This window comes from Pseudomonas sp. LBUM1679 (assembly GCF_059695565.1).
In genome coordinates, this window is record NZ_CP166774.1 from 3577821 (window position 1) to 3604820 (window position 27000).

The 27000-nt window shown below is 56.8% G+C and carries 25 protein-coding genes and 1 pseudogene; 8 read left to right on the forward strand and 18 right to left on the reverse strand.

What is annotated here, in order from left to right:
- Window positions 1-20: 20 nt before the first annotated feature.
- Genes ACA062_RS16300 through ACA062_RS16310 form a run of 3 tightly spaced genes read right to left on the reverse strand, consistent with a single transcriptional unit; the run spans window position 21 to window position 2656 of the window.
- Complete coding sequence (locus tag ACA062_RS16300; protein WP_497457311.1) at window positions 21-827, reverse strand: TIM barrel protein; 807 nt, start codon at window positions 825-827, stop codon at window positions 21-23.
- Between the two features lie 15 nt (window positions 828-842).
- The gene (locus ACA062_RS16305; protein ID WP_497457312.1) at window positions 843-1643 is read right to left on the reverse strand and encodes a sugar phosphate isomerase/epimerase family protein; all 801 of its coding nucleotides are present in this window, start codon (window positions 1641-1643) and stop codon (window positions 843-845) included.
- Window positions 1640-2656, reverse strand: coding sequence for an LLM class oxidoreductase (locus ACA062_RS16310; protein ID WP_497457313.1), 1017 nt, complete (start codon window positions 2654-2656; stop codon window positions 1640-1642). Before ACA062_RS16310 ends, ACA062_RS16305 begins: the two co-directional genes overlap by 4 nt.
- Window positions 2657-2813: 157 nt before the next feature.
- On the opposite strand from ACA062_RS16310, the gene ACA062_RS16315 reads away from it, so the two are divergent.
- Window positions 2814-3695 carry a LysR family transcriptional regulator gene (locus ACA062_RS16315; protein WP_497457314.1) on the forward strand — a complete coding sequence of 294 codons (882 nt, stop codon included), beginning with the start codon at window positions 2814-2816 and terminating at the stop codon, window positions 3693-3695.
- Between the two features lie 77 nt (window positions 3696-3772).
- Here ACA062_RS16315 and ACA062_RS16320 read toward each other — a convergent pair whose 3' ends face one another.
- From ACA062_RS16320 to ACA062_RS16330, 3 genes are read right to left on the reverse strand one after another with little or no spacing between them, the layout of a single operon-like run.
- Window positions 3773-4174: a DoxX family protein gene (locus tag ACA062_RS16320; protein ID WP_497457315.1), complete on the reverse strand. Its 402-nt coding sequence runs from the start codon at window positions 4172-4174 to the stop codon at window positions 3773-3775.
- 17 nt (window positions 4175-4191) lie between these two features.
- Window positions 4192-4863: an alpha/beta hydrolase gene (locus ACA062_RS16325; protein WP_497457316.1), complete on the reverse strand. Its 672-nt coding sequence runs from the start codon at window positions 4861-4863 to the stop codon at window positions 4192-4194.
- Entirely contained in the window at window positions 4856-5698 is an 843-nt protein-coding gene (locus ACA062_RS16330; protein WP_497457317.1) for a DODA-type extradiol aromatic ring-opening family dioxygenase, read from the reverse strand. Before ACA062_RS16330 ends, ACA062_RS16325 begins: the two co-directional genes overlap by 8 nt.
- Before the next feature lie 151 nt (window positions 5699-5849).
- Between ACA062_RS16330 and ACA062_RS16335 the strand changes: the two genes are divergently transcribed.
- Window positions 5850-6749 carry a LysR family transcriptional regulator gene (locus ACA062_RS16335; protein ID WP_497457318.1) on the forward strand — a complete coding sequence of 300 codons (900 nt, stop codon included), beginning with the start codon at window positions 5850-5852 and terminating at the stop codon, window positions 6747-6749.
- Window positions 6750-6767: 18 nt separating this feature from the next.
- Here the strand turns inward: ACA062_RS16335 and ACA062_RS16340 are convergent, their stop codons facing one another.
- Window positions 6768-7721, reverse strand: coding sequence for an alpha/beta fold hydrolase (locus ACA062_RS16340; protein ID WP_497457319.1), 954 nt, complete (start codon window positions 7719-7721; stop codon window positions 6768-6770).
- A gap of 167 nt (window positions 7722-7888) precedes the next feature.
- Between ACA062_RS16340 and ACA062_RS16345 the strand changes: the two genes are divergently transcribed.
- Both ACA062_RS16345 and ACA062_RS16350 read left to right on the forward strand, forming a co-directional pair.
- Window positions 7889-8797 carry a LysR family transcriptional regulator gene (locus tag ACA062_RS16345; protein ID WP_497457434.1) on the forward strand — a complete coding sequence of 303 codons (909 nt, stop codon included), beginning with the start codon at window positions 7889-7891 and terminating at the stop codon, window positions 8795-8797.
- Window positions 8798-8936: 139 nt separating this feature from the next.
- On the forward strand, window positions 8937-9731 hold the full coding sequence (locus ACA062_RS16350; protein ID WP_497442086.1) for an SDR family NAD(P)-dependent oxidoreductase: 795 nt from the start codon (window positions 8937-8939) through the stop codon (window positions 9729-9731).
- A gap of 87 nt (window positions 9732-9818) precedes the next feature.
- Here ACA062_RS16350 and ACA062_RS16355 read toward each other — a convergent pair whose 3' ends face one another.
- Entirely contained in the window at window positions 9819-10691 is an 873-nt protein-coding gene (locus tag ACA062_RS16355) for a LysR family transcriptional regulator (RefSeq protein WP_497457320.1), read from the reverse strand.
- A 103-nt stretch (window positions 10692-10794) separates the two neighbouring features.
- Here ACA062_RS16355 and ACA062_RS16360 point away from each other — a divergent pair, with 103 nt between their 5' ends.
- Window positions 10795-12174: an MFS transporter gene (locus ACA062_RS16360; RefSeq protein ID WP_497457321.1), complete on the forward strand. Its 1380-nt coding sequence runs from the start codon at window positions 10795-10797 to the stop codon at window positions 12172-12174.
- A 76-nt stretch (window positions 12175-12250) separates the two neighbouring features.
- On the opposite strand, the gene ACA062_RS16365 is transcribed toward ACA062_RS16360, so the two are convergent.
- The 3 genes from ACA062_RS16365 to ACA062_RS16375 form a co-directional block, all read right to left on the reverse strand.
- Entirely contained in the window at window positions 12251-12865 is a 615-nt protein-coding gene (locus tag ACA062_RS16365) for a nitroreductase family protein (protein ID WP_497457322.1), read from the reverse strand.
- Between the two features lie 69 nt (window positions 12866-12934).
- A complete protein-coding gene (locus tag ACA062_RS16370; RefSeq protein ID WP_497457323.1) occupies window positions 12935-13288 on the reverse strand; it encodes a putative quinol monooxygenase in 354 nt (117 codons plus the stop codon).
- Between the two features lie 86 nt (window positions 13289-13374).
- A complete protein-coding gene (locus ACA062_RS16375; RefSeq protein ID WP_020723503.1) occupies window positions 13375-13572 on the reverse strand; it encodes a tautomerase family protein in 198 nt (65 codons plus the stop codon).
- A gap of 151 nt (window positions 13573-13723) precedes the next feature.
- On the opposite strand from ACA062_RS16375, the gene ACA062_RS16380 reads away from it, so the two are divergent.
- The gene (locus tag ACA062_RS16380; protein ID WP_497457324.1) at window positions 13724-14626 is read left to right on the forward strand and encodes a LysR family transcriptional regulator; all 903 of its coding nucleotides are present in this window, start codon (window positions 13724-13726) and stop codon (window positions 14624-14626) included.
- Between the two features lie 25 nt (window positions 14627-14651).
- Here ACA062_RS16380 and ACA062_RS16385 read toward each other — a convergent pair whose 3' ends face one another.
- The 4 genes from ACA062_RS16385 to ACA062_RS16400 form a co-directional block, all read right to left on the reverse strand.
- Window positions 14652-16172, reverse strand: a complete 1521-nt coding sequence (locus ACA062_RS16385) for an MFS transporter (RefSeq protein ID WP_497457325.1) — start codon at window positions 16170-16172, stop codon at window positions 14652-14654.
- 12 nt (window positions 16173-16184) lie between these two features.
- The gene (locus ACA062_RS16390; RefSeq protein ID WP_497457326.1) at window positions 16185-17372 is read right to left on the reverse strand and encodes an HlyD family secretion protein; all 1188 of its coding nucleotides are present in this window, start codon (window positions 17370-17372) and stop codon (window positions 16185-16187) included.
- Entirely contained in the window at window positions 17369-18877 is a 1509-nt protein-coding gene (locus ACA062_RS16395; protein WP_497457327.1) for an efflux transporter outer membrane subunit, read from the reverse strand. The genes ACA062_RS16390 and ACA062_RS16395 overlap by 4 nt, the downstream gene beginning before the upstream one ends.
- Before the next feature lie 121 nt (window positions 18878-18998).
- Window positions 18999-19619 carry a TetR/AcrR family transcriptional regulator gene (locus ACA062_RS16400; RefSeq protein ID WP_497457328.1) on the reverse strand — a complete coding sequence of 207 codons (621 nt, stop codon included), beginning with the start codon at window positions 19617-19619 and terminating at the stop codon, window positions 18999-19001.
- 266 nt (window positions 19620-19885) lie between these two features.
- Between ACA062_RS16400 and ACA062_RS16405 the strand changes: the two genes are divergently transcribed.
- Complete coding sequence (locus ACA062_RS16405; protein ID WP_497457329.1) at window positions 19886-20287, forward strand: transcriptional regulator, SarA/Rot family; 402 nt, start codon at window positions 19886-19888, stop codon at window positions 20285-20287.
- Between the two features lie 95 nt (window positions 20288-20382).
- Here the strand turns inward: ACA062_RS16405 and ACA062_RS16410 are convergent, their stop codons facing one another.
- A complete protein-coding gene (locus ACA062_RS16410; RefSeq protein WP_497457330.1) occupies window positions 20383-21639 on the reverse strand; it encodes an OprD family porin in 1257 nt (418 codons plus the stop codon).
- A gap of 360 nt (window positions 21640-21999) precedes the next feature.
- On the opposite strand from ACA062_RS16410, the pseudogene ACA062_RS16415 reads away from it, so the two are divergent.
- Window positions 22000-22173: pseudogene (locus ACA062_RS16415) on the forward strand (IS66 family transposase); the annotation flags it as partial.
- 167 nt (window positions 22174-22340) lie between these two features.
- Here ACA062_RS16415 and ACA062_RS16420 read toward each other — a convergent pair.
- Together ACA062_RS16420 and ACA062_RS16425 are read right to left on the reverse strand one after the other, a co-directional pair.
- A complete protein-coding gene (locus ACA062_RS16420) occupies window positions 22341-23813 on the reverse strand; it encodes an efflux transporter outer membrane subunit (protein ID WP_497457331.1) in 1473 nt (490 codons plus the stop codon).
- Window positions 23814-23819: 6 nt separating this feature from the next.
- On the reverse strand, window positions 23820-26999 hold the full coding sequence (locus ACA062_RS16425) for an efflux RND transporter permease subunit (RefSeq protein WP_497457332.1): 3180 nt from the start codon (window positions 26997-26999) through the stop codon (window positions 23820-23822).
- Between the last annotated feature and the right edge of the window lies 1 nt (window position 27000).

Consider the following 27000-nt stretch of genomic DNA (forward strand, 5'->3'; position numbering starts at 1 on the left):
CATATCAGGTGGAGAGGGCTTTACAGCGATGAAAAGTCCGACCAGTGCGGATGACGCGCCAGGCGAATATCAATATCCCGAAGGGTTACCAGGCAGCGTTGCAGTTTCAGGTAAATATCGCCGCCGTAGTCCCAGCCGAGCACGCCAATGCTGCCTGTGTATCCGACGCTGTTCAGCGCCGCGACCACGGCAAAGTTGTCCAACTCTCCACGGTCAACCGGCTCCATGGTGGCCACGCCGCCCCAGCCCAGTTCGCTGAGCGCGCTGCCTGACAGTACGACTTGCATCAACCAGGGTTGCAGGGCTTCAAGACGCTGCTGAAGTTCGCCTTCCTGACTGGCGTACCAGTGATAGCCGTTGAACGATGCTCCCAGGCGCGGGTGAGCGAAGTACTCGCAGATCTGCACCACTTGAGCTGTGGTCTGAGTGACGTGGTGAAGATGAGGATACAGAGCGATTCTTAAGCCGCGCCGTTCTGCGATGGGCAGCAGCGACTCGATGAACCGCATGATGGCCGGGCTGCCGTTGACTGAGGTCTGGATCGCCAGCTCGATGAGTTCGACCCCTTCGACGCTTTCGATGATGCGCCGTATAAGGTGATCATTGCGGCCTTCGTGCAGCACCAGGTACAGGCCTTCGACGCGCAGGCCGTGCTGTTCGCCAACGCGCGGCAACAGGCGCAGATCGGTCAGCGGCGTGCCGCCCCAGGCCGAAACAGTGAGACCGTCATAACCGAGTTCGGCGAGCATTTCGCACTGTGACTGAAAGGCATAAACGCCCATTGAAGAGTAAAAAAATGAATCGAGTGCATGGACACGATGGGCCACGGTCTATCTCCTCGCCTAGCGTGGCGTCTCGGTCAATAGGGCCCATTCAGGGTGTGCGGCCAGGCGTTGCTCCATAGAGCGATATGCCGTGGCTGAACGGCGCAGGTTGCCGTAGACGTCGCCTCCCATACTTTGCCATCCCAGCACGCCGACACGACCCGTAAAGCCGCGGCGTTCCAGGGCTCCCAGCAGGACGAAATTATCCATCTCGCCTTCATCAAGCGTTTCGATGGTTGCCAGCCCGCCCCAACCCAACGGAGAACGTCTTGTGCCGGCAATGTTCACGTGCTGGAGCCAAGGCCACATCGCATCAAGGCGTTGTTCCAAGGCATGTTCTTCAGTGGCGTACCAGTGATAACCGTTGAACACGATATTGAGCAGGGGATGGTTGAACTCCCGGCACAGTGCGACGGCTTCCGAGGTCGTTTGCATGCCGTAGCGTGCGTGCGGATAAAGGTTGATGTGCAGGCCTCTGCGCTCACAGATAGGCAACAGGCGCTCAAGCATGCGACGGTCAAAGTTCGTGACTTCATCACCTGAATGCAGCGCCAGTTCAATGGTGGTGCAACCCTCAATGCTCTCGAAAACCTGGGTCACGAACGATTCGAGGCCTTTGCGGTAGATCAGGTAGACCGCGCCCACGTCAAGGCCCCAGGTCGGTTTGACTTGGGGAATCGACTTCAGGTCTTGGCTCCACGCAGACATCGTCAAGCCCTGGTAGCCAAGCTCGGCGAGCATTTCGCACTGTGCGGCCAGAGGATAGGTGCCCATGGCGGTCTGGAAGATGAAATCCATGTGGTGAAGGGCGTGTTTCATTGGGCGGCCTGCGTAGGTTGAGGGGTAACGGGGAGGGCGATGCTTGGAAAATGCGGCAGGAGGTATTCAGCCAGCTCATCGATGACTTCAGCGGCAGGGCGGCGTTGTGGTTTGAAGTGCAGGGCGACATGACCCACCCCCTGATCCTGCTGGCGTTTCCAATGCTCTATCAGCGCATTACGCCCGGCGCGCAGCACGCGTCCCGCCTCGACGGGATGGTTCGGATCGCGATCCAGATCAAACAACGTGCCGTAGCCGTAGGGTTTGTGCACCTCGTTGCCACAGACGGCACGCCAGCGCTCGATCACCTGGGGAATCAACGCAGGGTTGGAGGTGTAGGAAAGAATCCCGTCAGTGTGCTCACCGATCCATTCCAGCGACTGACCCGCGTGGCCGACGATAAGGGTGGGCAAGCGCGCGCCGACGGGTTTGGGGATCAGATCAATTTCACCGCTCAACTGGCCATAAAAACGCGACGTATGCTTTGCCCAATGGCTTTGCGTGGTTACGCGGATGATGCCCAGTGCATCACGGAAGCGGTCGGCACGGTTGTCAAAATCCAGCCCGAAAGCCGGGTATTCGATCGGCCGGTCACCGGTGGCCAACCCCAGAATGAATCGCCCGCCCAGCAGCTGGTCCACGCTCGCGGCCTGCTTGGCAACAATCAGTGGATCGCGCAACGGCAAGACGATACCCGCCGTGCCAATCGCAATTCGCGTGGTCACGGCAGCCAGGTAGCCTGCATAAACCAGTGGATCGAGGATCTGGCCGACGTCCCCAAAGTTGGGGTCATAGAACGGCACGTCGCGCAGCCAGATCGCGGAAAATCCGGCTTCGTCTACGCGTTGAGCCATCTGCGCGTGATCCTGCAAGGTGGGGCCAGGGCTGTTGGGGTAGCTTTCCAGCGGGGCAATGAAACCGAAGGTCAAATGCCCCGGTTTGAATACGCGGGCATAGCCAGGGTGTTGCTGAAGCTCCTGGGCGATTGCGCGCGCGCGAGGTTGAGAGGTCATCGGGGTACGCTCTTATTAGCGGATGGCGGTGACGTTGAAGGCGAGAAGCACTCCATAAAGTCACGATGGGGGGACTATAGGCGGTATGATTGGAAAGAAAAATAGGATGTAATTCCGATCATTTGTGAAAATAACGCTCAAATAGGCGAGGCTGTTCATGGATCATTTCGGCGCGCTCAGCGCATTCGTTCAGGCGGCGCAGACCCGCAGCTTTACTGAGGCCGGGCGCAGGATCGGGGTGTCTTCCTCGGCCGTTGGCAAGGCCGTCGCGCGGCTTGAGGAAGAGTTGGGCGTGCGGCTATTTCATCGTTCCACGCGGGCGATTACCTTGACGGCCGAGGGCAGCCTTTTTCTGGAGCGTTGCCAGCGGATTTTTGCTGAATATGAAGTCGCAAAGCGAGAGCTCACGCAGGCTGCAGGCAACCCACAGGGCAAGTTACGCCTCGGTTTGCCACAGCTCGGCATGCGGTTGATGCCTCATTTGATTGCGTTTCAGCAAGCGTATCCGGAAGTGGAATTGGAGCTGGAGTTCAGTGATCGCTTGGTCAATGTGATCGAGGAGGGCTTCGATGCGGTGATGCGCATCGGCGAAGTCGACGATTCCCGACTGATGATGCGTAAGCTCAATGGCTACAGTCACCGGTTGGTCGCATCACCAGACTACCTTTCGTGTCGGGGTGTACCCTTGCGGCCGGCGGACCTTTCTGGTCATGCTTGCCTGCGGTACCGCTATCCCACCAGCGGTAAGCTTGATCCCTGGCCGCTGGTGACGAAGAAAGGGCAAGACACGCTGGAGCTGGGGCAATCGGCGACGTCAAACGCGATTGAAGCCTTGCTGGCAATGGCGCAGGCGGGGCAGGGTATCGCCTGCCTGCCTGACTTTTTTATCGAGGACGCCATCGCGGCTGGGCGCTTGGTGCCGGTGCTGGATCGATATATCAGTGATCACCGCACGTTCAGCATCCTGTGGCCGTCCAGCCGACAGCCGCTGCCCAAGATCAAGGCGTTTGTCAGCTTTATGGCGTCACGCCTGACGTGAGCGCCGCCTGTGCCCCAAACGCAGCTGCCAGCGCACTGGGTTCGCAGGGCGCCGGCAGCTGTCACGTGTGGGCTCAATCAAGCATTATTGGATGGCTTGGCCGCGAAGGCGCCTTCACCCAGCAATGCAACGACCAGTGCGGTCATGCTCAGGTAGATTGGATATTCCCAGCCGCCATTGGCGTTGCTGAAGCTCCAGCCGTTGCCGAAGTGCACGGTCGCCGCGACGAATAGCTGTACCACTGCCAGTGCGGCTACCCAGCGTGCATAAACACCTAATACCAGCATCAAGCCGCCGATCACTTCGAACGCCATGACCGGATAGGCCAGGAAGCCTGGGAAACCGATGGACTCGAAAAAGCCTGCGGTGCCGGCCGGGGTAAACACCAGCACTTTGGTCAAGCCGTGGGCGATGAACATGATGCCCAGCGCCAGACGCATTACGAATGCGGCGTAGGGTGCAGTGCGGGAATCAATCATGGTGTAGCTCCTTTTATTTAGTTGGGAAGGGACAGCGTGTGGCTCAGCCATTGAGAAAAGTCGGCCAGTTCTTCACCGATAATCTCGTGGGCCATGTTGTAGAAATGGGTTTCGTGCTTGACGCCGATGCGATCCAGCCAGGCATCTGCCTCGTTTGCCCAGTCCACCGGCAGGACGGCGTCCTGGTGACCGTGGGCGATGAAGGCCGTGACCGACTTGAGGCGCTCGGCTGAAGCGATCCGAGGGGCAATCTCGCGCAGCATGCGGCCGCTCAATATGGCAAAGCCCGCCACCAGTTCGGGTTCAGTGACGCCCAGGCTCGCGCTCATGATGCCGCCCTGGCTGAAACCTGCGATTACCGTCGGCAGGGCGGGCAGCACTTCGATGAAGCGCTGCAACAGCAGGCGACTGGCTTCCGCCTGTTCCTGGTTGAAGGATGGGCCGTTGCTGGTGAAGTTCACTTGGTACCAGGCGAAGCCTTGGGGGCCGACCTGCAAGGGCGCGCGCACCAGAATGACTTCCAAGTCTTCAGGAAGCGATTCGGCCAGGGCTGCAAGGTTGGCTTCGTTCGAGCCCACACCATGCAGCAGGATCAGGCGACCTTTAGGTGTGAAGGTGCTGCAGCCTTTGCGGAAAAACAGACCTGTTTGTGGTTCGCGGGCTGCGTCGGAAAATGTAGTGTCACGCATGGTCGAGAGTGCCTTGAGTCAGTTGAATGGGTTCGTGGCCATTGGACGGGGCCGAGGTGAACAAGTAGCTGTCCATTGCCAGCACGCCGTAGGTCACGCCGCCCTCCAATACCTGCGTCTCGTAGCCTTCCCCGGCTGCGCCCAGAGCGATCAGCAAGGGCAGAAAGTGTTCATCGGTGGGGTGAGCCCGCTCAGCCGACGGCGCATACTGCTTGAAGTCCAGCAATTGCCCGGTGTTACCGTCTTGCAGGGTTTGAGCTGTCCACGCGGCAAACGCATCGACATAGGCAGCGCTCTCGCGGGTGGCTCCGCGGAACTCGTACAAGTTGTGGGTCAGGCTGCCTGACGCGACGATCAGTACATTCATATCCCGCAGTGGCTTGAGCGCGTCGCCCAGCTTCCAGGCCTGATGGGTGTCAAGACTGGCTGGCATGGAGACCTGGACCACCGGAATATCTGCCTCGGGTGCCAGGTACAACAACGGTACCCAGGCGCCATGGTCCAGGCCGCGTTGAGCGTCCAGTCGTGACTGCCAGCCGGCTGCCTGCAACAGGTCTACGATGTGCCCAGCCAGGGCGGGCGAGCCCGGTGCGGGATAGCTCAGTTGATACAGTGCGTCGGGAAACCCTCCAAAATCATGGATGGTCGCAGGCGCGGTGCTCGCCGTGACAACGACTTCGCCGCGCGTTATCCAATGCGGAGAGAGGACGACGATGGCGTCAGGTCGCGGCAGCTCGCGACCGACCTGAGCCAGGCGGGGACCCGCCAGGCCAGGCTCGATGGCGAACATTGGAGCACCATGAGACACAAACAGCAGGGGAAACGGGGTGTTCATGGTGGAATGCTCCGAAGGAGTTACTTGTTACGGCAGACAGGGCGATGGAAGTGCCGCGTTGGTGCTTGTTTCGATGGGAACAGTCTATAGGTTGTGAATCTGAGATAAATAAGGCCAAATGTGATAGATAGTTCCATTAAGTGAGATAGTCATGGACAGAGCGTTGGAGATGCAGGTGTTCTGCACGGTGGTCGATAAAGGTACTTTTGTAGGCGCGGCCGAACCGCTTGAAATGTCCAAGGCCGCTATCTCGCGGTATGTGAGTGCCCTTGAGGAGCGATTGGGCGCGCGGCTGCTGCATCGCACCACACGCAAGCTTTCGCTGACCGAGGAGGGTCGGCAGTTCTACCATCAGGCACGAGAGGTGCTGGCCCTGATGGATCAGGCAGAGGAGGCTGTATCGTCCGCTGCGCCGGAACCCAGCGGTGTTTTACGAGTGAATGCGCCGGTCAGTTTCGGCGTTCTGCACCTTGCGCCGCTGTGGGGAGTGTTCATGAACACCCACCCGAATGTGGAGTTGGATATCAGCTTGAATGACCGTTTGGTGGACTTGGTGGATGAGGGCTTCGACGCAGCGATACGCATTGCGCGCATGGAGAATTCATCCCTGGTGGGGCGGCGGCTGGCTGGTACGCGTATGCGCCTGTGTGCATCCCCCGATTATCTGGCAAGTCATCCGCCGCTCCGCACCTTGGCGGACCTGGCTGAACATCGCGTCATTGCCTATACCAACTTTGCGACTGGCAATGAATGGCCGTTCGACGGGCCCGACGGTCGCGTCAGCGTGCGCACCCGCTCGAGCGTGCGCTGCAACAATGGCGATACGTGCCGCAGTATCGCCCTTGCCGGCGGCGGCATTGCCCTACAGCCGAGCTTTATGGTCGGAGAGGATTTACGCAGCGGAGCCCTGGTGGAAATCCTGCCTGAATACCGCTCCATCGAGTTGGGCATCTACGTGGTTTATCCCACTCGCAAGCACCTGGCGAGCAAGGTGCGGGCGCTGATCAGCTTCCTGACTGAACGTTTTGCCCATCCCGAATGGGAGCGTTAGCGCTTTTAGCCGCACGCATCAGGATCGTTGCAAAAAGTTGTGTAGGTCAGCGGCGAATTTCTGCGGGTTCTTGAACGCCAGAAAGTGGTCGCCCTGTTCAGTCTTGTCGTACACAAACAGTACCGAGTCACTGATCACTGAGTTCATCCACTTCTGACTGTCCAGCCAGTCACTGTATTCCCCGGTAAAAATCGCAGTCGGTACATCGATCTTGGTTTGGATGACATCTCGCCAGTCGTTGGTGACGTGATCGAAAAGCACTAACCCGGTAAACGCCATGTCATCCTTTATGGCCGCCTGGACCAGGCTGATTGCATTGTGGAAGTAGGGTGAGTCAAGTGCCATTGCGCGCTCGACAACCCGACTTCCTGAAATCAATTGGTTGGTCGGTGTCATGTTCACGTAGGAATCGATCATGCGTTCCGGCGAGGTGGTGAACGCACCGGCATCCAGTCGCTGTTGTTCCGTCCAATCAGCGTGACAATAAATCGAAGGTGCCTGGTCGATGATGCTCAAGGTGTGAATACCTTTTGTACCAAACAGATCAATGTAGGCCCACATGATCGAGGCCCCCATCGACCAACCGCAATAGTGCGCATCGGGCACGCCCAGATGTTCGGCAAACTCTTTTACGTCCATGGCATAACGGGAAATGCGATTGCCCGACGCCGTTTTCTCGGAGAATCCCTGGTTGCGAACATCCAACACGTAGACGTGATAGTGATTGCTGAGGATGTGCATGAGGTGGAAATACATCGCACCGTTGGCCGACCAGCCCGGGATAAAGATCAATGGCTGCCCTGCACCCGCTTCCCAGTACGCCAGATTTACACGGTCACTGGTGGTGAAGCTGCTGACTTTAAGGTCGGGAAAATCCGAGGTGCGGAATGCCTGGCCAATGATTTCGTGGGGAAAGTAAAAGTCTTCGCCGAGCATAACCGGGAGTGATTGATTGATCAGGGGGTACTTCACGGTCCAATCCTGTGTCGTTTCAAATAACGTTCAAGCGACGATTTCCGGCGCGGGCTGTCAGTTGGCCGCACCCGATTCCATCAACTCGCTGCCAACCGAAGATAGACCTTGGACAGCTAGAGGATAAATACTCAAAATGCCTGAACATTCGAAACGGATCATTGGTAATGGATCGTCTGAGCAGTATGGCGGCATTTGTCAAAGCCGTGGAAATGGGGTCTTTCAGTGCCGCTGGTGATGCGTTGCAGATGTCGGCGCAATTGATCGGCAAGCATGTGCATCACCTGGAGCAGCACCTCGGCGTGCGCTTACTCAATCGCACCACGCGCAGACAAAGCCTCACCGACTTCGGGCGCGATTTTTACGAGCGTTCAAAATTCATCCTGGCCGAAGTCGAAACCGCCGAAAACCTGGCAGCCCATACCCAGGCGTCCCCAAGCGGACGGCTACGCATCAATGCGCCCGTCAGTTTCGGCATGCAGTCCCTTGCGCCATGCCTGCCGGCGTTTATGGAGGCCAACCCGCAGGTGAGCGTCGAGCTGAGCTTGGCCAATAGTGCTGTTGATCTTATCGATGAGGGCTTTGATGTGGTTTTCAGAGTCGGTGTGCTGGCCGACAGTGGCTTGGTCGCCAAGGCACTGGCGCCCTACAGGCTAGTGTTGTGCGCTGCGCCGTCTTACCTCGAAGGCAAGCCTGCGATTGAAACTCCGTGGGACCTGCAGAATCATGAGTGCCTGGGGTTTTCCCACACCGAGCTGCGCACGCACTGGACATTCGATGGGCCTGAAGGAACAGTCGTTGTCCCAGTAGGCAGTCGATTCATGGCCGATCACGGCGAACCGCTGCTGTGTGCCGCGCTGGCCGGGTTGGGGATACTGCTTCAACCGGTGGAGCTGGTACGCAAATCACTGCTCGCCGGGGAGCTCGTCACACTGCTGCCAGATTACCCGCCACCCAGTCGCCCCCTGCACGTGCTGTACGCGCCCGACCGCCGGCTCACCCCGAAATTGCGCAGTTTTCTCGACTTCGCCACGCAGAATTTCGGTGCTGATTTCGTTGAGACTGAGCTCTTTTGAAACAGGCTGTTGTAGATGACCAACCTGAATCGACATTTTTCCAGGAGCGGTAAAGCCATACAGTGGCCGCTTTGTTTTCTACGTAACGGTAGGAACTGATGGCGGGAATACATGCCCGTACATTCTTGACGGAGAAATGATGAATATCCAACTGAAGACGAAACGTGCACTGGTTACCGCCTCGACAGGCGGCATTGGTTTTGCGGTGGCCAAGGGGCTTGCCGAGGCAGGCGCCGCAGTCGTCGTCAATGGTCGTAGTGAAGGCTCTGTGAACGCAGCGGTTACCCGTCTGCTGGCTGAAGTGCCCGGTGCCAGTGTCAGTGGCGTGGCCGCAGACCTGAGCACCGCGCCAGGCGTTGCGACCTTGTTGGCCGGTGTCAGTGATATCGACATTTTGGTGAACAACGCCGGCATTTATGAGCCGCAGGATTTCTTCGAAGCCGGTGATGACGTGTGGGACAACTACTGGCATACCAACGTGATGTCGGGCGTTCGCTTGAGCCGTGCGCTGTTGCCTGCCATGGTTGACCGCGGATGGGGGCGGGTAGTGTTCGTTGCGTCTGAGTCTGCACGAAACATTCCGGCGGACATGATTCACTACGGCGTTTCCAAGACAGCCCAATTGGCACTGGCCCGTGGTTTGGCTAAAAGGGTTGCGGGCAGTGGTGTGACCGTCAATAGCGTGCTGCCTGGGCCTACGCTGTCTGATGGCGTCGCGGACATGATGAAGGGCGAAGTCGAACGCACCGGCAAATCCCTTGAGTCGGTGGTCGCCGAGTTTGTCATGCAGCATCGCCCAAGCTCGATCATCCAGCGCGCTGCCAGCGTGGAGGAAGTGGCTAACATGATTGTTTATGTCTGCTCGACGCAGGCATCGGCTACCACTGGCGCTTCGTTGAGAGTCGACGGTGGCGTGGTAGACGATATCGTCTGACAGGCGTCCAAAGCTGGCGTGACACCTATGGATTCACCACGACGAAGTACCACCCTCCGATCGAGCCTTTGCCGGGACCGCAGAGGCTCAACCTTTCGAGGGCAAGCCCAAGCCAAGGGGCTCCAGTAACTGCAAAATCAGCTCTGTGGTCTTGCGTACCACCTTGTCATTACGGCGGTCGGGGTGCATGGCGACCCAAATGTCGAGGTCCAGCATCGCACGTTGGCTGTCTAGCCTTACCAAACGATCGTCACTGTCCCCGATAAAGCACGGCAATCCTGCAACGCCGATCCCGGTGCAGGCTGCCTCATATTGGTGGCTTAAATCTGTGACCTCGCAGGCAACCCGCCTCGAGCCGATTAATTCGTATAGCCAGCGCTTGTGGGCAAAGTCACCTTGTCGATCGGTATAACCAACGAATTCCCATTTTTCCTCATTCAGCGCATTCGCATAGCCAGCCTTCGCGTAGAGCGCAAACTGCATCAGACCCACCTTTCGGGTGATGTCGGTATCTTCGATAGGCGGCGAAAGACGCAATGCCAGGTCTGCCTCAAGCCGTGACAGGGAGGCGAAGAGGGGCTCGCTGAGAATTGAAAGCTGCACCAGCGGAGACATTCTGGCCAGCTCAGCCAGATTGGGTGTCAGGAAATGCCTGGCCAGGATAGGTGGGGCAGTGATAGTCACCTTCGCCCGCACAGTCGACCTGGAAGACAAGCACTTGCGCTCAACGGCGAAAGCCTTTGCTTCAATATCCCAAACGTCCTGCATTATCTGCTGACCTATTTCAGTCAGGCGCGATTCACGCGGCAGTCGATCTACCAAGCGTACATTGAGTTGAGCTTCCAATGCGGCGAGCCGCCGGCTCACTGTGGCTTGATTAACATTAAGCTTACGTGCAGCGCCCGATAGGCTGCCTGCAGTTGCAATCGCCAAAAAAAATCGCAGATCTTCCCAGTCCATGTGCCATGCGTTTATGCATTGAATGTGTGCGAATTTTAATATTTACGCATTGCTTGTCAAGAGCTACCGTTTAGCGATTGAAATAACACCGCGACCCCACATCATGTCCGCCACCGCACCCAAAACTACATCCCTGTCAGCGATCCATATCGCAGCTTGCCTTGGTTTTCTTGTCGTCCAACTCGACGTCAGTGTCGTCAACGTCGGTCTAGGTGCGTTAAAAACAGCATTCGATACAGACCTGACCGGCCTGCAATGGGTCATCAACAGCTATGCACTTGCATTTTCGGCGCTGCTGATCATGGGAGGCGCGTGGGGTGACAAATTCGGTGCCAGAGAAGTGTTCGCCTCGGGGTTTGTACTTTTCACCATTGCCTCCATAGGTTGCGGCCTATCCGACAGCATGAGCATGCTAATAGGGATGCGTATCGTCCAAGGCGTGGGTGCAGCCTTTTTGGTGCCTACCTCCCTGACATTGATACGGCTGGCATTCGAGGATCCTGCCAAAAGGCGATCAGCCGTGGCAGCGTGGGGTGCTTGTGGAGGTATTGCCTTGGCTGCGGGGCCGGTCATAGGAGGCCTGCTGATCGAGTCGCTCGGCTGGCGCAGTGTTTTTTTACTCAACGTCCCAATCGGCCTAATTGCCATCGGACTGATCTTGCGGTATGCACCACCTTCTCCAAGGGTCGATAAGAAAGTGGACATTGCGGGGCAAGTCAGCATCGGTATTTGCCTGGCGTCACTGACTTACGCCCTGACTGAATCAAGTTCCCAAGGCTGGGTAACTGAAACGCTATCGACCCTGGCAATCGCCGTACTTTGCGCAGTCGCATTCGTCTTGATTGAGCGACGCGTAAAGGCCCCTATGCTGCCAAGTCGACTGGCCCGAAACAGAACTCTGGCAACCACTGCATTGGCAGGTGCCGCCATCAATTTCACCTTCTACGGCACCGTGTTCATATTCAGCATCTACTTCCAGTCGTTCCTGCATTACGACGCTTTCAGAACTGGGCTGGCGTTCATACCGCTCACGGCAGTGCTGACTATTTCCACGATGATCTCGTCCCGGATCGCCAGGCGTGTCAGCGCACAGCGCATCATCACTATTGGTTTCCTGATTCAGACAGTCGGCTTTGTGGCGTTGGCGCGCGTCACCCCTGAGACATCGCTGTGGTACCTGAATATTGCCCTGATGGTAGTGGGTATTGGCAGTGCATCGTCTGTGCCTTCGATTACGAACTCGATGCTGTCGTCGGTTTCTTCGCATGACGCCGGCATGGCGTCGGGACTGATGGCGTCGGCCAGACAGTTGGGCGGCGTGATCGGTGTGGCAGTGTTCGGGGCCATGATCACCAGCACCGAACCTGCTGCTTTTTCCCGAGGGTTATCTACTGCAATGATTGTCTCAGCGATAGTTTTGTTGGCCTGCATAGCGGTGAATTTCTGGGTCGGCCGAGCGTCCCGAGTGCCCGTCAACGCCTGATAGCCCCTCAACCCCCATCAGCTGAAATTAACAGGAGCCCGCATGCCTGGATTAACCTGACATACGGGCCCGCAGCTTAAACAAACTGCAAAACGTCGCTCACGACTTTACGCGGTTTCTGTGGCCAGTTGGCCACGCCAGGGTAGCCAACGGTGATTAACATCACGGGCACATCTTCATCCGACAGGCCAAACTCTTTGGCGACTGCAGCCTGATCGAACCCGATCATCGGCGTCGATACTAAACCCTGGCCCTTGGCGGCCAACATCAGGGTCATCGCGGCAAGCGAGCCAGAGCGGATTGCTTCGTCGCGCTGCTGCTGAGGATTCTCCTGGTACATGCTTTGAGCCGCACCCACCCACATATCGTAGATCGATTGGTCAATGATCCCGGCATCCAGTGTTGGCTTCAATGCAGCAGGGAGGGTCGCATGCGGGTTCAGGGTACCGCAGACAATAAATGTCACGGCAGCGTCCATGACCTTTTGCTGGCCGAACGCCAACGGCAACAAGCGCGCTTTGGCTTCGGTGCTGCGCAGGGCTAGAAACTTCCAGTTTTGCAGGTTGAAGGCGGAAGGGGCGTGGGTAGCCAAGTCAATCAGTTCGGCAATCTGGGCGTCCGTCAATGAACGTTCAATGTCGTAGCTGTTGGCGGAAATGCGGGACTTAATAACTTCGGCGATTACGGACATGTTGGTCTCTGTGTGGGAAATCGATGCGCAGGACACGCTTGTCGCTCCTGAGCCTGCGCCTGATTGAATTCAGCGGCTGAAGCCGTCGAAGGGGGTCATGTATACGGCGCCAAAGGGGTCGAGGCGCTTGCGGATTTCAGCGTCGGGTGTGCCGTAGACCACCAGGCTTTTGATGGAGCACAGCTCCAGGAAGCGCTGGCCGAAAGGCGCGAACGTGGTGTCCACGTGGCTCACCACGGCATCGACGTTATAACGCTCAAGGATGTGAACGGTGCTGTTGTCTTCATTGACGCTGTATTCGTAAACCAGTGTGCCCGGCTCGGCACGGGTGGCGGCCACGATGTTTGCGATCAGTGCCTTGAACTCTGGTAACTCTTCTGGTTTTACGGCGAGGGAGAACAGGCAGGAAATATGTGGATGCATGGATGATTCTTCCGTCAGAGGCGTCATAAGGCGCCAGTTGGGGATGCATCGCCGGCCAAGCCGATGCATTCGGTGCAGATGGAGGATCAGGGTTTCTCGGGCGCGTCCCCGAACAGTTTGCCGGCGCCTGCCCAGTCGGATGCTGCAACGTCTTCAAAAATGACGTAGATGTAGTTGGCATCGGTACCGGTGTGTTTAACGATGCTTTCGGTAATGTCGGCGGCAACAGCGGCTTTTTGCGCGTGTTCTTTACCTTCGAACCAGCTCACACGTACGACGGGCATGATGTATTCCTCTTGGGGCATGGATCTGGAGAGAGGTGCGTGATGAGCACCGTTTTCTTGCTGGTGATCATCCTAATGTTGAACGTTCTGGCGATAAATGGCCTCAAGCTATAATCTGGGTAGAGTTAAACTCTACAATTAGCGAGCTGGCATGGTACCTATCGATTCGTTTCAGGGCGTCATCACGTTCGTAGTGGCCGCGCGTTCAGCCAGTTTCACCCAAGCTGCCGAGCGCCTTGGCCTGTCAAAATCAGCCGTGGGAAAAGCCATCGCGCGCCTGGAAGAACGTTTGGGCACACAGCTGTTTCATCGAACGACCCGTCGCATCTCCCTGACGGCGGATGGGGAAGCCTATTTCGCGGCGTGCTCGACAGCGCTGGAGGAAATTGGCGCCGCCGAGAGTGGATTAGGCCCCGATGCAGGTGAGCCTTCCGGACGCCTGCGAGTCGACATTCCCGTGGCGTTCGGGCGTCGGGTCGTGGCCCCGTTGCTGTTTGAGATCGCCAACAAGTACCCGGCTTTGCAACTGAACCTGACGTTCTCCGACCACCTTGTTGATCCCTTCGAGGAGGGCATTGATTTGCTGGTCCGTTTTGGAGAACTGCAAGACACCAGCGGTCTGGTGGCGCGGCGTCTGACCCGACAACGCTGGGCCATTTGTGCCGCCCCTGACTATCTGGCGCGCTTTGGCATTCCGCAGACCCTGGAAGACCTGAGCCAGCACCGTTGCATTGTTGGGCATCGACGCGGCCAGCCGCTGTCGTGGCGGATCATGCAGGCGGGGCAGACCGTACGTTACGCACCACCTTCGACCCATCAGATTGGTGACGGGGAGGCCATGATTCTTGCGGCGGTCGCCGGCACAGGTTTGTGCCAGATGCCACGCAGCCTGTTCCAGGACGATATCCAGGCGGGCAGGCTGGTAGAGATTCTGCAAGGGTATGAACCCGAAGCTGTCGATGTGCATGCCGTGTGGCCAAAGGTGTCGCACCTGCGGCCAAAGGTCAGGTACGTGGTCGATGAGCTGGTCAAGCTGTGTGCGCATTGGCAGTGATGCCCGCTGATAGGTGGAACAGGCCTCACTTGAAGGTCTTCTGCATCACGGAAATGACCAGCGCAACACCGGCGACAATGATGACTGCCCAGAAATACTCCATGCTCGCGACCAGGGTTGATTGTTGGTGCAGGGATTGGGCAAGTGTCGCGACCGAAATCTGGCTGGCAGGGCCCGCACCCACGGCAGGAGTGAGTGCCTGGGTCAACATCTGAGTCTGTTCCAGATAGAGCGGATCGCCAGAGCTGAAGTGACTGTTGAGGTTGTTGTATTGCACGGTGGTGCGCCATTGCAGGAACAAGGTCGCAACGGTCGTGCCGAGTGCCATGGCTATCTGCGCCAGCATGCTTTTGATCTGATAGGCGTGGGCGAAAAGCGTGTCATGGTGTGTCACATCGCGAAATGTCTGCATGGCCGCCGTGGCGAGTACCAGCATCACGAAACAACCGTTGAGCACCAGCGCAGGCAAGATGTTTGACCACATGTTCGCGCCAGGCGTGAGGGACGAAGACAACCAGCCGAAGCCGAGCAACGCTGCGAACCCGGCCACGAAGAACTTTTTCGGGGCGGGGAATTTGGGAATGACAACGGACATGATGCCCCAGGTGATCAGCGCTCCCGCCAACCCGAAAGCCTGGAACGTACCGATTGTGTCCCATGAGTAGCCGAGCCCGGCCTGCAAAAAGTACGGCAAGATGTAGTTGTTTCCGCCCAGCACTACGTAGGTGAAGCAGAAGAGGGCGACCCCTAGCATGTAGCGGTGTTGCATCAGGTCTTTAACCTTGAGAAAAGGCGCATGTTTGCCGTGTTCGGTATGGAAAAAGATGTAGATGCCCAGCGCAGCGAGTAGCGCAAATGCGATGAGAATGAATGACTCGTTGTAAAAGTCGTAGTAAGAGCGTTGGAGGATGTAAAGCAGGAAAAAACTGCTGACTGATAACAAGAGGATATTGGCCGGGCTGGAGGGCGTTCTTTCATCTTCCGGAGCGAGGGTATTGGGCAGAAAACGCGTGCACAGGAATGCTGCGATCACAGCGCCTGCGGCCAATATCCCGAAAATGGCGTGCCAGGTATCTTCAACCACCACCAGTGACGAGAGGAATGGCGCCGAAGCTGTACCGCCCGCCAAACCGGTAGCAAACACTTTGACCCCCACAAAACGCCCAGGGCCAGGCGGGAGCAGGTTGACCATCAAGCGTGCGGATGTCATGAATGATGCGCCACCCAATGCCATGATGACCCGGCCGACTGTAAAGGTACTCAGATCAGTCCCCACGCCACACACAAATGCGCCCACTACGTAAATGCTGATGGAACCCAGCATGAAGTTGCGCCAACCCAGCCGCTCGACCAGCCAGCGCTGCTTGGAAATGACCACGACGGCGATGCACGCATACAGCGCAGCGACCAGCGTGAACTCTTCAGGACTGGCGTCTATTTCCCCGCGGATAGGCGCAGAGGCAAATGCAATCATGCCTGCCTGCAGATATTCCAGCGCGCACAACAGTCCCACTGTCAGCAATAAGGCGGCATTCTTTCTGTACATGGTCAGGCTCCGTTACAGATTTATATCTTTGGAGCCAGGACGATCTGCGTTAGCACTGATCACTTGCTCGACGATGTCGTTGGCATCTTTAAGCTCGTTGTTGAAAATGTCGGTGCTATAAGCAGGTTGCGGCGGTGTTCGAGTGTTGAGAACCGGGCCGCTGGTATCCGAGGTGTCCACCGACACGCGCATGGACAAGCCGAGGCGAAGCGGGTTTCGTGCAACCTCTTCAGGTTTGAGTGCAATTCGCACAGGTACGCGCTGGGTGACCTTGATCCAGTTGCCTGTGGCATTTTGTGCCGGCATCAAAGAGAACGCACTTCCCGTACCCGCATCCAGCCCGACCACCGTGCCATGGAAATCCACATGGCGGCTGTAAGCATCGGCACTTAAATGAACCGATTGCCCGATACGCAAATGTTCGAGTTGAGATTCCTTGAAATTGGCGTTCACCCAAACCTGATCCATGGGTACAACCGACATCAGTGCCACGCCCGGACTGATTCGCTGCCCGACTTGCACGCTGCGTTTGGTCACGATGCCCGAGGTGGGCGCATAGACCTGTGTACGGTGTAGCGAGATGTACGCGTCACGCAGATTGCTTGCCGCGACGAGAACGTCAGGGTGGGTTCGCAGCGTTGTGTTGTCCACCATGGCCAGGCGAACGGCCAAGGCATGGCGAGTACCCTCCAGGCCCGCTACGGCATTCTTGAGCACTTCTTCGGCATGGCTGATCTCCTCACGGGACACTGCCCCACTGGAGGCAAGCTGATTGCGCCGGCGAACGTCGTCCTGTGCCTTGCGCACGTCGTTCTGACGTTGGTTGACCTCGGCCTGCAACTGTTGCACTTGATAATACTGAGTGCGTGCCTGGCGAACCGCCCGCGCCAGGTTGGATTTCGCGCGCTCATATTGAATCTCGGCGTCCACGGCGTTCAGTGTGACCAAGGGTGAATTGGTGTCGACGTGATCCGTATTGTCGACACTGATGACCGTCACCGTGCCGCTGACCTGAGCAGTCACCTGAACGATGTTGCCGTCGACATAGGCATCGTCGGTGGTTTCCGTTCCCAGCTTCATCACGTACCAGCCTGCCAGTGCCGCCACTAACAGCGCGATGACGAGAAGCAAGAGAAGTCGAGGCAGGAAGGGGGCTTTTCGAGTTGCGGATTCAGGAGACGGGGAAGTATTGGACGTCATGATTTATCAGCTACGGTAGAGTTTGCATTGGCAGTCATGGGCATTTCCGGGCGGTACCCACCACCCAGAGCCCGGCTCAAGTTGGCTTGCAAGGAAAGCGCCCTGGACTGCAAGTCGACCAGTTGGCGTTTTTCAACGAGCGTTGCGTTCTGTGTCGCCAGCACTTGCAGATAGGTCGCCAGGCCTGCGGCATAACGCTTGTCAACGAGATCAGCCGCGGCCACGGCAGTCGCTACGGCCTCGTTCTGTTGAGCCAGGCGTTCTTTCAACCAGCGAAGCGAAGACAATTGATCGGCGATGTCACGCAGCGCGTCGATGACTGTCTGGTTGTAATTTTCAACAGCGAGATCGTAGGCCGCATCCTGCGCATCAAGGTTGCCGCGCAAGCGGCCTCCTTCGAAAATGGGCAGGCTGATCGCCGGAGCGATTCCCAGAATGCGACTGCCGTGATCGTTGAACGTGTCGAAAGCCAGGCTTTGCAAACCAACGAAAGCCGTCAGGTTCACGTCCGGGTAGAAGCGTGCCTTGGCAACATCAATCTCATGACCGGAGGCCTCCACGCGCCAGCGTTGGGCCACGACATCCGGGCGATGACCGATCAGTTCAGCCGGGATATTCGACGGCATCACAACCGTGTCGCTGGCTTGCAGGTGAGGGCGGGTGATCGTGCGTCCACGGTCAGGCCCTTTGCCCAGCAGTGAGGCGAGTTTATTCTGATTGAGTTCGATGGACTCTTTGAGCGCCGCGATATTGGCTCTACTGGCAGGCAATGCGGCCTGCGACTGCTTGATGTCGATTTCCGTACCGAGCTCGGCGACGAAACGCTTTTTGGTGAGTTCCTCAATCTGCTCCTGCTGATTGAGCAGGGCCTGTGCGACGTCGATTTGTTGATAGACATTTTGCAGGGCGATATAGGTTTGTACGATGGAGGAAGAGAGTATGAGGGAGGCAGCGCGCTCATCGACTTCCAATGCCTTTCGCCTGCCCACAGCCGCCTCGACTGCAGAGCGGTTCTTGCCCCAGAAATCCAATTCATAGCCGACATTCAAAGTCCCTTGGTGGACGTTCTGCCAAGTGCCCTTGGCAGGCGCCGGGGTCGTACCATTGGCGCTGAACCGCTCGCGGGTAACACTCATGGAAGCGCTGACGTCCGGGAACAACTGGGCACCCTGTATCGCTTCCAGTGCGCTGGCCTGGTGGACACGCGCTGCGGCGGAACGAAGGGTAGGGCTGTTGGTGAGCGCTTCACTTATCAACGCATCAAGTTGAGGATCCTTGAAACTGCTCCACCAGTTGTCGGCCGGCCACGAAGCCTCGGAGAGCTTGATTCCACTATTGGCAAGCGTCTCGTTGACCTCGGAAGGCTGCAACAGGCGTGATTGGGGTTTCAGATCGCTGTACGTGCATCCGCAAAGCAGCACCGCGGCCATCGCTAACGATGCGTTCCTGCCTGGTTTCGTGAAGGGCGGCCTGTCCTTTGCACCCTGATTCGATGGACTTTTCATGAACGATTTCTCTGGAGCATGCGATGAAAATGAGTAAGGGCAGGGCTTCCGCCAAAAATGCTAATAAACACTGTTAGTGTCGTTATGCCCGTTAAAAAACCGCCGAAGCGGTCTTTTCGGTTTATCCAGACCTCAAGCCCTTCACGATGATGGCAACGGCACTGTCGATGTCATCCAGGTTCTTGAGGTCTGCCGTGACCAAGTGAAGCCAGGACATCCCGGTCAGCATCGAGACGGCGCTATCAACGGCTGGACCCTCCTGGATGTCCGCCGACTCCACTGCCCGGGCAAAGATCTTTCGTAACGTGCGCTCGCGACGTGGCAGAAACTCTTTCCTGAACTCCTCAAGCGCTGTCGGCTCGTGCTGGATCTCGGCAATCAAACTTCGCAATGTCTCTCCCGCGCTTGATGTCCGCCACCAGTGCCAGAGGGAGCGCAAGTGAAGGATCAGGTCTTTCTCCAGATCACCGGTGTTCGGCTGTGTCACAAACGTCAGGGCGGTGCGTTCATACACATCTCTGAGTAACGCGCTCTTGCTCTTCCACCAGCGATAGATCGTAGGCTTGCTTGAGCCGGCACGTTCCACCAGCGCGTCCATGGTGAATGCCTGATAGCCACGCTCCTCAAGGATCGCCGCTGCGGCCTCAAGGATGGCTTCTGTGCTCTTAGGGCTGCGTACGGCGCCAATGGAGGATCGGCTACGCGCTTTGGCAGGTTTGGGCTGGTCGGGCTTGGAGGTCATGCGCTGCTCTGACTGGTTTCGCGAACTGAAAGGCGTCAATAGAAACTGTTGGTATTTATAGGCTCAAAAGTAAATTTGGTCAATAAGAGAAGCCCGTTTCAAGTATTCAAGTTGTGAATAATGAGTATGGCATTTGAATATGATCTATTTCAGGGGTTGCTGTTACAGTCATTAATCAAAACATCTATTTGGAGGCTTGAGTGGTTACGCATTTAATTGACGCATTTAATGTGCTTGAGAGCGTTAATAAAGCGATGGGGGAGTGGATGGAAGAATCCATTGCCAGCCACAACCTGACCGTTCTGGATTTTCGAATTCTTGATGGCCTGGCGCAGGGTGCCGTAGCGACTACGAGCCAGTGCGCCAGTCATCTGAATATCATGCCCTCCAAAATATCCTTGAGTACTGAAAAGCTCGAAAAAGCGGGCTTCGTGCAACGTCGACGTGATCGGCCGGACAGGCGAATGGTTGCCTTGCAGTTATCTGACGAGGGCCTTGAACTCTATGAGCTTGCCCTGCACGCGCTGAATGAGCGGTGGCAAGACCTGTTTGGCGATGTCGGTACCGATGTCATGCAGTTGGCTGCACTTTTTGCTGGCCCGACGCGAGCCCCCATAGGGGCGTTGATTAAGAATTCGCTACGGGAAAAACATTCAACCGTTAAATAGTCAGGGCGACAATACCCGCTCAGTCGCGGCGGCAATTCAATCCCAATGCCGCCGCCCCACTCGCCACGAACCGTTCAGTCAAACCGCGCGAATGCCTAGAGTATGTCCAGAGGGTATTCGATGAAGGCCCGGACTTCGTTCAGGTTAGGACCTACATCGCGATCTGCCCGGTAGATCGAGTTGCGCAGTTTGAATGACAGATCCTTGAGCGAGCCCTCCTGCACCACGTATTTGACCTGGTTGAAGAACTCACGCTCCGTACCGTCTTGCTCGCCCCCTGCATCGATGTTGCTGCCGCGCACGTAAGCCGTCTTGTACGTCAGCCCTGGGGCACCGAATTCCGAGAAATCCAGCTCATAACCCAGTTGCCAGGACTGCTCGTCTTTCAGGTTGAAGTCAGAGTAGTAAGAGTTGGCGACATAAATGGCGCTGCCGCCGTCGCCGTAGTCATAGGCATAGCCGGCATCGCCGCTATTACGCTGATGGGCGACGATAAACGCATGCGCACCGACGCTGTATTTGGCCGCCAGGCTCCAGATCGTGTTGGTGTCATTGATGCCATCGCCACCAAAATCCAACGCCGCTTGAGAGCCGTTGGCGAAGTCGGTGCGGTAAATGTTGAAGTCGAGGTTCAACGCCTGGTAGTCGGAAAACGGCACGGTATAGTTTACGTTGCCATAATATTTCTTGTAGGTGTCCTTCACGTCGGAGTGATATGCCGCGACACTCAAGGCGTCGGTCACGCTGTAGGTACCTCCAATCACATCGATACTCTTGAGATGATTCGGATCCCGCGCCGGATCGCCCATCGGGCTATCCGCGGTGAACCGTCCAGCATTCAGTTCCAGCCCTTCGATTTCCTTGCTGGTGACAAGCGTGCCAGTGAACGCTTGAGGCAACAGACGCGAATCGTCATAGGCCAGCACCGGCATGGACGGGAACTGGTTGCCGTAGCGCAATACGGTATTGGAGAAACGCAGTTTTAGTGCAGCCCCTGCCTCCGAAAGGTCATCGACAGGGCGACCATCGCTGTCGACATCGAAAAAGGCCGTGTTGTTGCGCCCGCGACCGCTATCGAGCTTCACACCGAGCAAACCATAGACATCCAGGCCGACACCGACGACGCCCTGGGTGAAGCCGGACTGGAACGTACCAATAAAACCCTGGCCCCATACCCTGGCGTCATTGGTGTGGTTCTTGTAATCGCGATTGAAGTAGGCGTTACGCAACAGCAAGTTCAGGTCACTGTCCTCGATAAAGCCCTTGGCGTCGGACTGATCACTGGCAAACGCACAGGACGAACTTGCCGAGATCAGCGTGCACGCGATCACGACATGTCTAGGATTGAACATCAGATACTCCCAATAGCTGTTTTCTTGATTTTGGTGTTGGCAGGGGCTGCAAAAATCGTTGATAACCACTATCAAAAATGGCAGGAGAAATTGTTCGTCTAGGAGTTCCCACCCGTTGCAGCGGGACGATAAATACTATTGAAAGGACCTCAAGGATAAGTCCTATTCATGATTCCAATTATCTATGAAATCAATGACGTAGGAGTTCGAAACACAGGTAAGCTGGCTGGGATGAATGCAGAGGGTGCGGCTCTCGCTCCTGGTGCAGGTGAATCTCCAACTCATCACTCCTTTGATGCACTTTTTGGCCCGCCCACGCGCGGGCTTTTTTTTTGTGTGCCGGGCGCTGCGCGTTAGTGCAGCCGGCGTGATCTTGTGCCCGAAGGTTCGGCTATCAGCAGAGCACTCGATTACAGCCTGAAACGCTGGGCAGCGCTGTCGCGCTACCTCTATGACGGGGCCATAACCATTGATAGTAATTGGGCGGAGAACCAGATCCGCCCATGGGCTCTTGGGCGCAAGAACTGGCTCTGGGAACCTCAATCTTTAAAGATCACAGCGTAGCCCATCGCAATGTGCTTTCACCGGACGCTTACGGATGGAGGCTGGTGGTCAAATATCGATAGACGTTTCTATGTTCCAGTGAGAGCTCGTTACCGCCAGCGAGAGCGTCGCGTGGCGGAACGAAACCTGTAACCGTGTCAGGGCTTGGTCGGGATGGCCGGTGCTGGATGATCCCAGCCACCGCCAAGAGCGCGGATCAGGCGCACCGTAGAAACGGATTGCTCGCCATACAAACTGGCTAAGCTTCGCTGCGCTTGCAATGTGCTTCGATCGGCATCCAGTACACTCAAGTAATCTCTTGCACCTTCATGATACTGCGCCTGCGTAATACGACTGGCGCCTTTGGATGCGTCAACCGCTAGCGTTAGTGCCTGCGCTTGCTGCTGCAACAGGCGTACGTTGGCCAGGTTGTCTTCGACTTCACGCAATGCGTCGAGCACGGTCTGGCGGTAATGTGCGACCTGTTCCTCGTAGACGGCTCGTGCGTTTTTGAGGTCTGCGTTGCGCTTGCCACCATCGAATATCGGCAGATGGAGCATGGTACCTGTGAGCGGCCCTAGCAAAAAAGCTTTGCTTGAGCTTTGAAACAGTTCGCCTAAAGTATTGCCCTCAAATCCTGCCGTACCCGTCAGAGTCAGTGAGGGGAAGTAGGCCGACTTGGCTACCCCGATCCGCGAGTTGGCGGCGGCCATTGCTCTTTCCGCCGCGGCAATGTCAGGGCGGCGTTCAAGCAACGAGGAGGGCAGACCCGCAGGGATTTCCAGAGTAATCGCTTCAATCGGTTTCGCCGGGAAATCGAACGTTGCCGGAGCCTGCCCTAGCAACACTGCCAGACTATGTTCACTCGTCGCGCGAGCGCGTTTGAGCGCCAGCGAATCAGCTTGTGTGCTGGATAGCTCGGCTTGTGCTCGCATCAAGTCCAGTTGATTGTCCTGTCCGATTTCTGCACGACTCCTAGCGAAGCTGAGCGCATCCTGGCGTAGCTTCAGCGTGTCGTCATAGACCTTAAGCTGCGCGTCTAGACTCCTGAGCTGGTAGTAGTTGACTGCCACATCAGCTTGCAACGCCAGCAGTACGGATTGGTAAAGTGCGGCACTTTGCTCCGCCTCGGCACCGGAGGCTTTGATAGCGTCACTGACGCGACCGAATAAGTCAGCCTCATAGGCGACATTTAGCTGAGCCCGCCAGTAGGTCGTTGCGGGTTGTGCATTATCACTGGACGATTCTGAGTTGCGCTCGCGGGAGGGGCCGAAACCAGTGTCTACGCTTGGTAGCCTGCGAGCTTCATTACCTTGATGGTAAGCACGCGCTTCCTGGACCCTGGCCATCGCCTGCTTCAAGCTTAGATTTGCATTCAGGGCGCGGGTTTCCAGGTCATTGAGAACCGGGTCGCCGAAGACTTGCCACCACTCTCCACGGGGATAGCGGTCGGCCGGCTGGGCAGGTTTCCAGCCAGCCTGAGGCGTCAGGTTCTGCTCCTTGAAATGCGTGGGTGTTGAGTCGACAGGAACAGCGTATTCGGGGGCCATTGAATGGCAGGCCGATAGCAAGACTATGGTCGAGGTGGCCATTGGTAGGCTGGCCCAGAGCTTGGTTTTAGAGAAGTTCATACGGGGTCAGCCCTCGATATCAGCGGTGCGATGATGCTCAGGACACAGCGATTTACCGCCGGACACCTTGCGCAACAACACGTAGAAAAGCGGGGTAAGCAGCAATGCGAAGAACGTTACTCCAAGCATGCCGAAGAACACGCTGACCCCAATGGCGTGACGCATTTCGGAGCCCGGACCTGTCGCAATGACCATGGGTATTACGCCCATGATGAAGGCCATCGAAGTCATCAGGATTGGCCGTAGTCGCAAGCGACTGGCTTCAATGGCGGCTTCGGCAATGCTGCGACCTTGCATTTCGAGCTCGCGAGCAAACTCGACGATCAGAATGGCGTTTTTGGCCGATAGGCCGACCAGTACGACCAGTCCTATTTGTGTGAAAATGTTGTTGTCGCCATCGGTCAGCCATACACCCAGCAGGGCGGACAGCAAGCTCATAGGGACGATCATGATCACTGCCAGTGGCAAGGTCAGGCTTTCGTACTGAGCAGCAAGCACCAGAAACACCAGTAGTACGCAAATCGGGAACACCATCATTGCAGCGTTACCAGCCAACTGCTGCTGATACGCAAGGTCAGTCCATTCAAACTTGATGCCGGGTGGAAGGGTTTCCTCGGCAATGCGTTCAATGGCCGCCTGAGCTTGGTTGTTGGAGTAACCTGGCGCAGGCCCACCGTTGAGGTCGGCAGCAGTAAATCCGTTGTAGCGAACCACCATCTCCGGGCCATATGTGGTTTTGACATGGAGAAGCGTGTCGAGCGGTACCATCTCACCAGTGCGGCTTCGGGCCTTCAGCTGTCCGATATCTTGGGCGAAAGCGCGATACTGGGCGTCTGCTTGAACCCGTACCTGATAGACGCGACCAAACCGGTTGAAGTCGTTGACGTACAGTGAGCCCAGGTAGATCTGCAGAGTGCTGAAAACTTCCTTGACAGGGACGCCGAGCTGTTGAGCTTTGACCCTGTCAATCTCCACGTCGAGTTGCGGAATGTTGATGTCGTAGCTACTGAACAGAGGCCCCAACTCGGGTGCTTTCGCCGCTGCTGCTATGAATGCCTCGGTGGCGTCATGCAGGGCTTGGTATCCCAGTGCTCCGCGGTCTTCAAGCTGGAGCTTGAAGCCACCCAGGGTGCCAAGGCCCAGAACAGGGGGCGGTGAAAATACGGTAATTTTAGCTTCTTTGATCTGAGTGAATTTTTTGTTCAAGGACTGCGCGATAGCGTCAGCACTCAGGTCGGCACCGTGGCCATAACGTTCATCGAAAGAGGTCAGGGGCAGAAACATCACCACGGAGCTGGATGATGAGGTGAATCCGTTGATCGACAGTCCAGCATGAGCAACGGTAAAGCCCACCCCAGGCTCCTTCAGGGCCATGCGGCCCATTTCTTGTGATACTTCGTCGGATCGCGCCAAGGTAGCGCCATTGGGCAATTGAGCCACTGCGATCAAGTACTGTTTGTCTTGTGCAGGCACGAACCCACCGGGTACGAGATTGCCCATAAGCGCAGCCAGTCCTAGCAGCAACCCGTAGCAGATCATCATCGCGCCCTTGTGCCTGAGGGTACGACCTACACCCTGTCCATAAGCTTGCGACCCCCGATTGAACAAACGGTTGAATGCTTTGAAGAACCTGCCTAGCACCAGATCCATTCCACGTGTCAGGCGGTCTTTGGGGGCGTGTGGACTGCGAAGAAGTAAAGCGGCCAGGGCAGGCGATAGTGTCAGGGAGTTGAACGCAGAAATGATGGTCGAGATCGCGATCGTCATGGCGAACTGTTGGTAAAACTGGCCCGTCAGTCCCGACATGAACGCAAGCGGAACAAACACCGCAACTAGCGTTAGTCCAATGGCAACGATCGGGCCGCTGACCTCGTCCATTGCTTTATAGGTCGCTTCCCTGGGACTCAAGCCGTGCTCGAGGTTGCGCTCCACGTTCTCTACGACAACGATGGCGTCGTCGACGACGATACCAATCGCCAACACCATGCCGAACAGGGACAAGGCATTGATCGAGAAGCCAAACGCCAACATCAGTGAAAACGTGCCGACAATAGCCACCGGCACGGCTAACAGCGGGATTAGCGAAGCGCGCCAGTTTTGCAGGAACAGGATGACAACCAGTACGACCAGGGCAATTGCCTCAAGCAGGGTATGAACTACCGCCTCAATACTCGCGGACACAAAACGTGTCGGATCATAGTTGAAGCCGTAGCTGACGCCCTTCGGCATCTCTTTGCCGATATCCAACATCTCACGACGCACGTCATCGGCAATCTGCAGCGCGTTCGCGCCAGGCTGCTGGAATACCCAAATCGTCATCGAGACCTTGGTATCGAGATGTGTACTCTGCGTGTAGTCTGCCGCGCCTAGCGTGACCCGCGCCACGTCGCGAAGGTAGGTCACGCCGCCTTCGGCGTTGGTCTTGACCACGATGGCTTCGAACTCTTCAGGAGTTTGCAGTCGACCCTTCACGTTAATGTCTAACTGCATCTCGACGTTGGGAGCACTAGGCGTTGCGCCCACCATCCCGGCGGACACTTGAGCGTTCTGTGCCTGGATAGCGCCGACCACATCAGTTGCCGACATTTGTCGCTCGGCCAATTTGCGTGGGTCGAGCCAGATTCGCATGGAATAGTCGCCGCCGCCTTTAAGCTGCACATCGCCTACGCCCTGGATCCGGGCCAGGCGATCACGGATATGGATGAGCCCGTAGTTATGCAGGTAATCCACATCGTATTGGTCGTTGGGGGAAAACAGGGTTACTGCCAAGGTCATGGTGCTGGATGCCTTGATCGTGGTAACTCCAAGTTTCTGCACGGCTTCGGGCAGCCGAGTCAACGCTTGGGAGACTCGGTTCTGTACCAGCTGCTGAGCGAGGTTGGGATCCATGCCCAGCTGGAAGGTGACGGTAGTCGTCATCTGGCCATCGCTGTTGGATTGAGACTGCATATACAACATCTTTTCCACGCCATTGATTTTTTCTTCAATCGGCGCGGCGACAGTTTCGGCAATCACCTTGGGGTTGGCGCCGGGAAACTCGGCATGAACGAGCACTTGCGGAGGAACAACTTCCGGGTACTCGGCAATGGGCAACTTGAACGCAGCAATCGTACCCATCAGCAGTATGACGACCGATAACACGGCCGCGAAAATGGGGCGATCAATAAAAAAACGGGAGAACTTCATC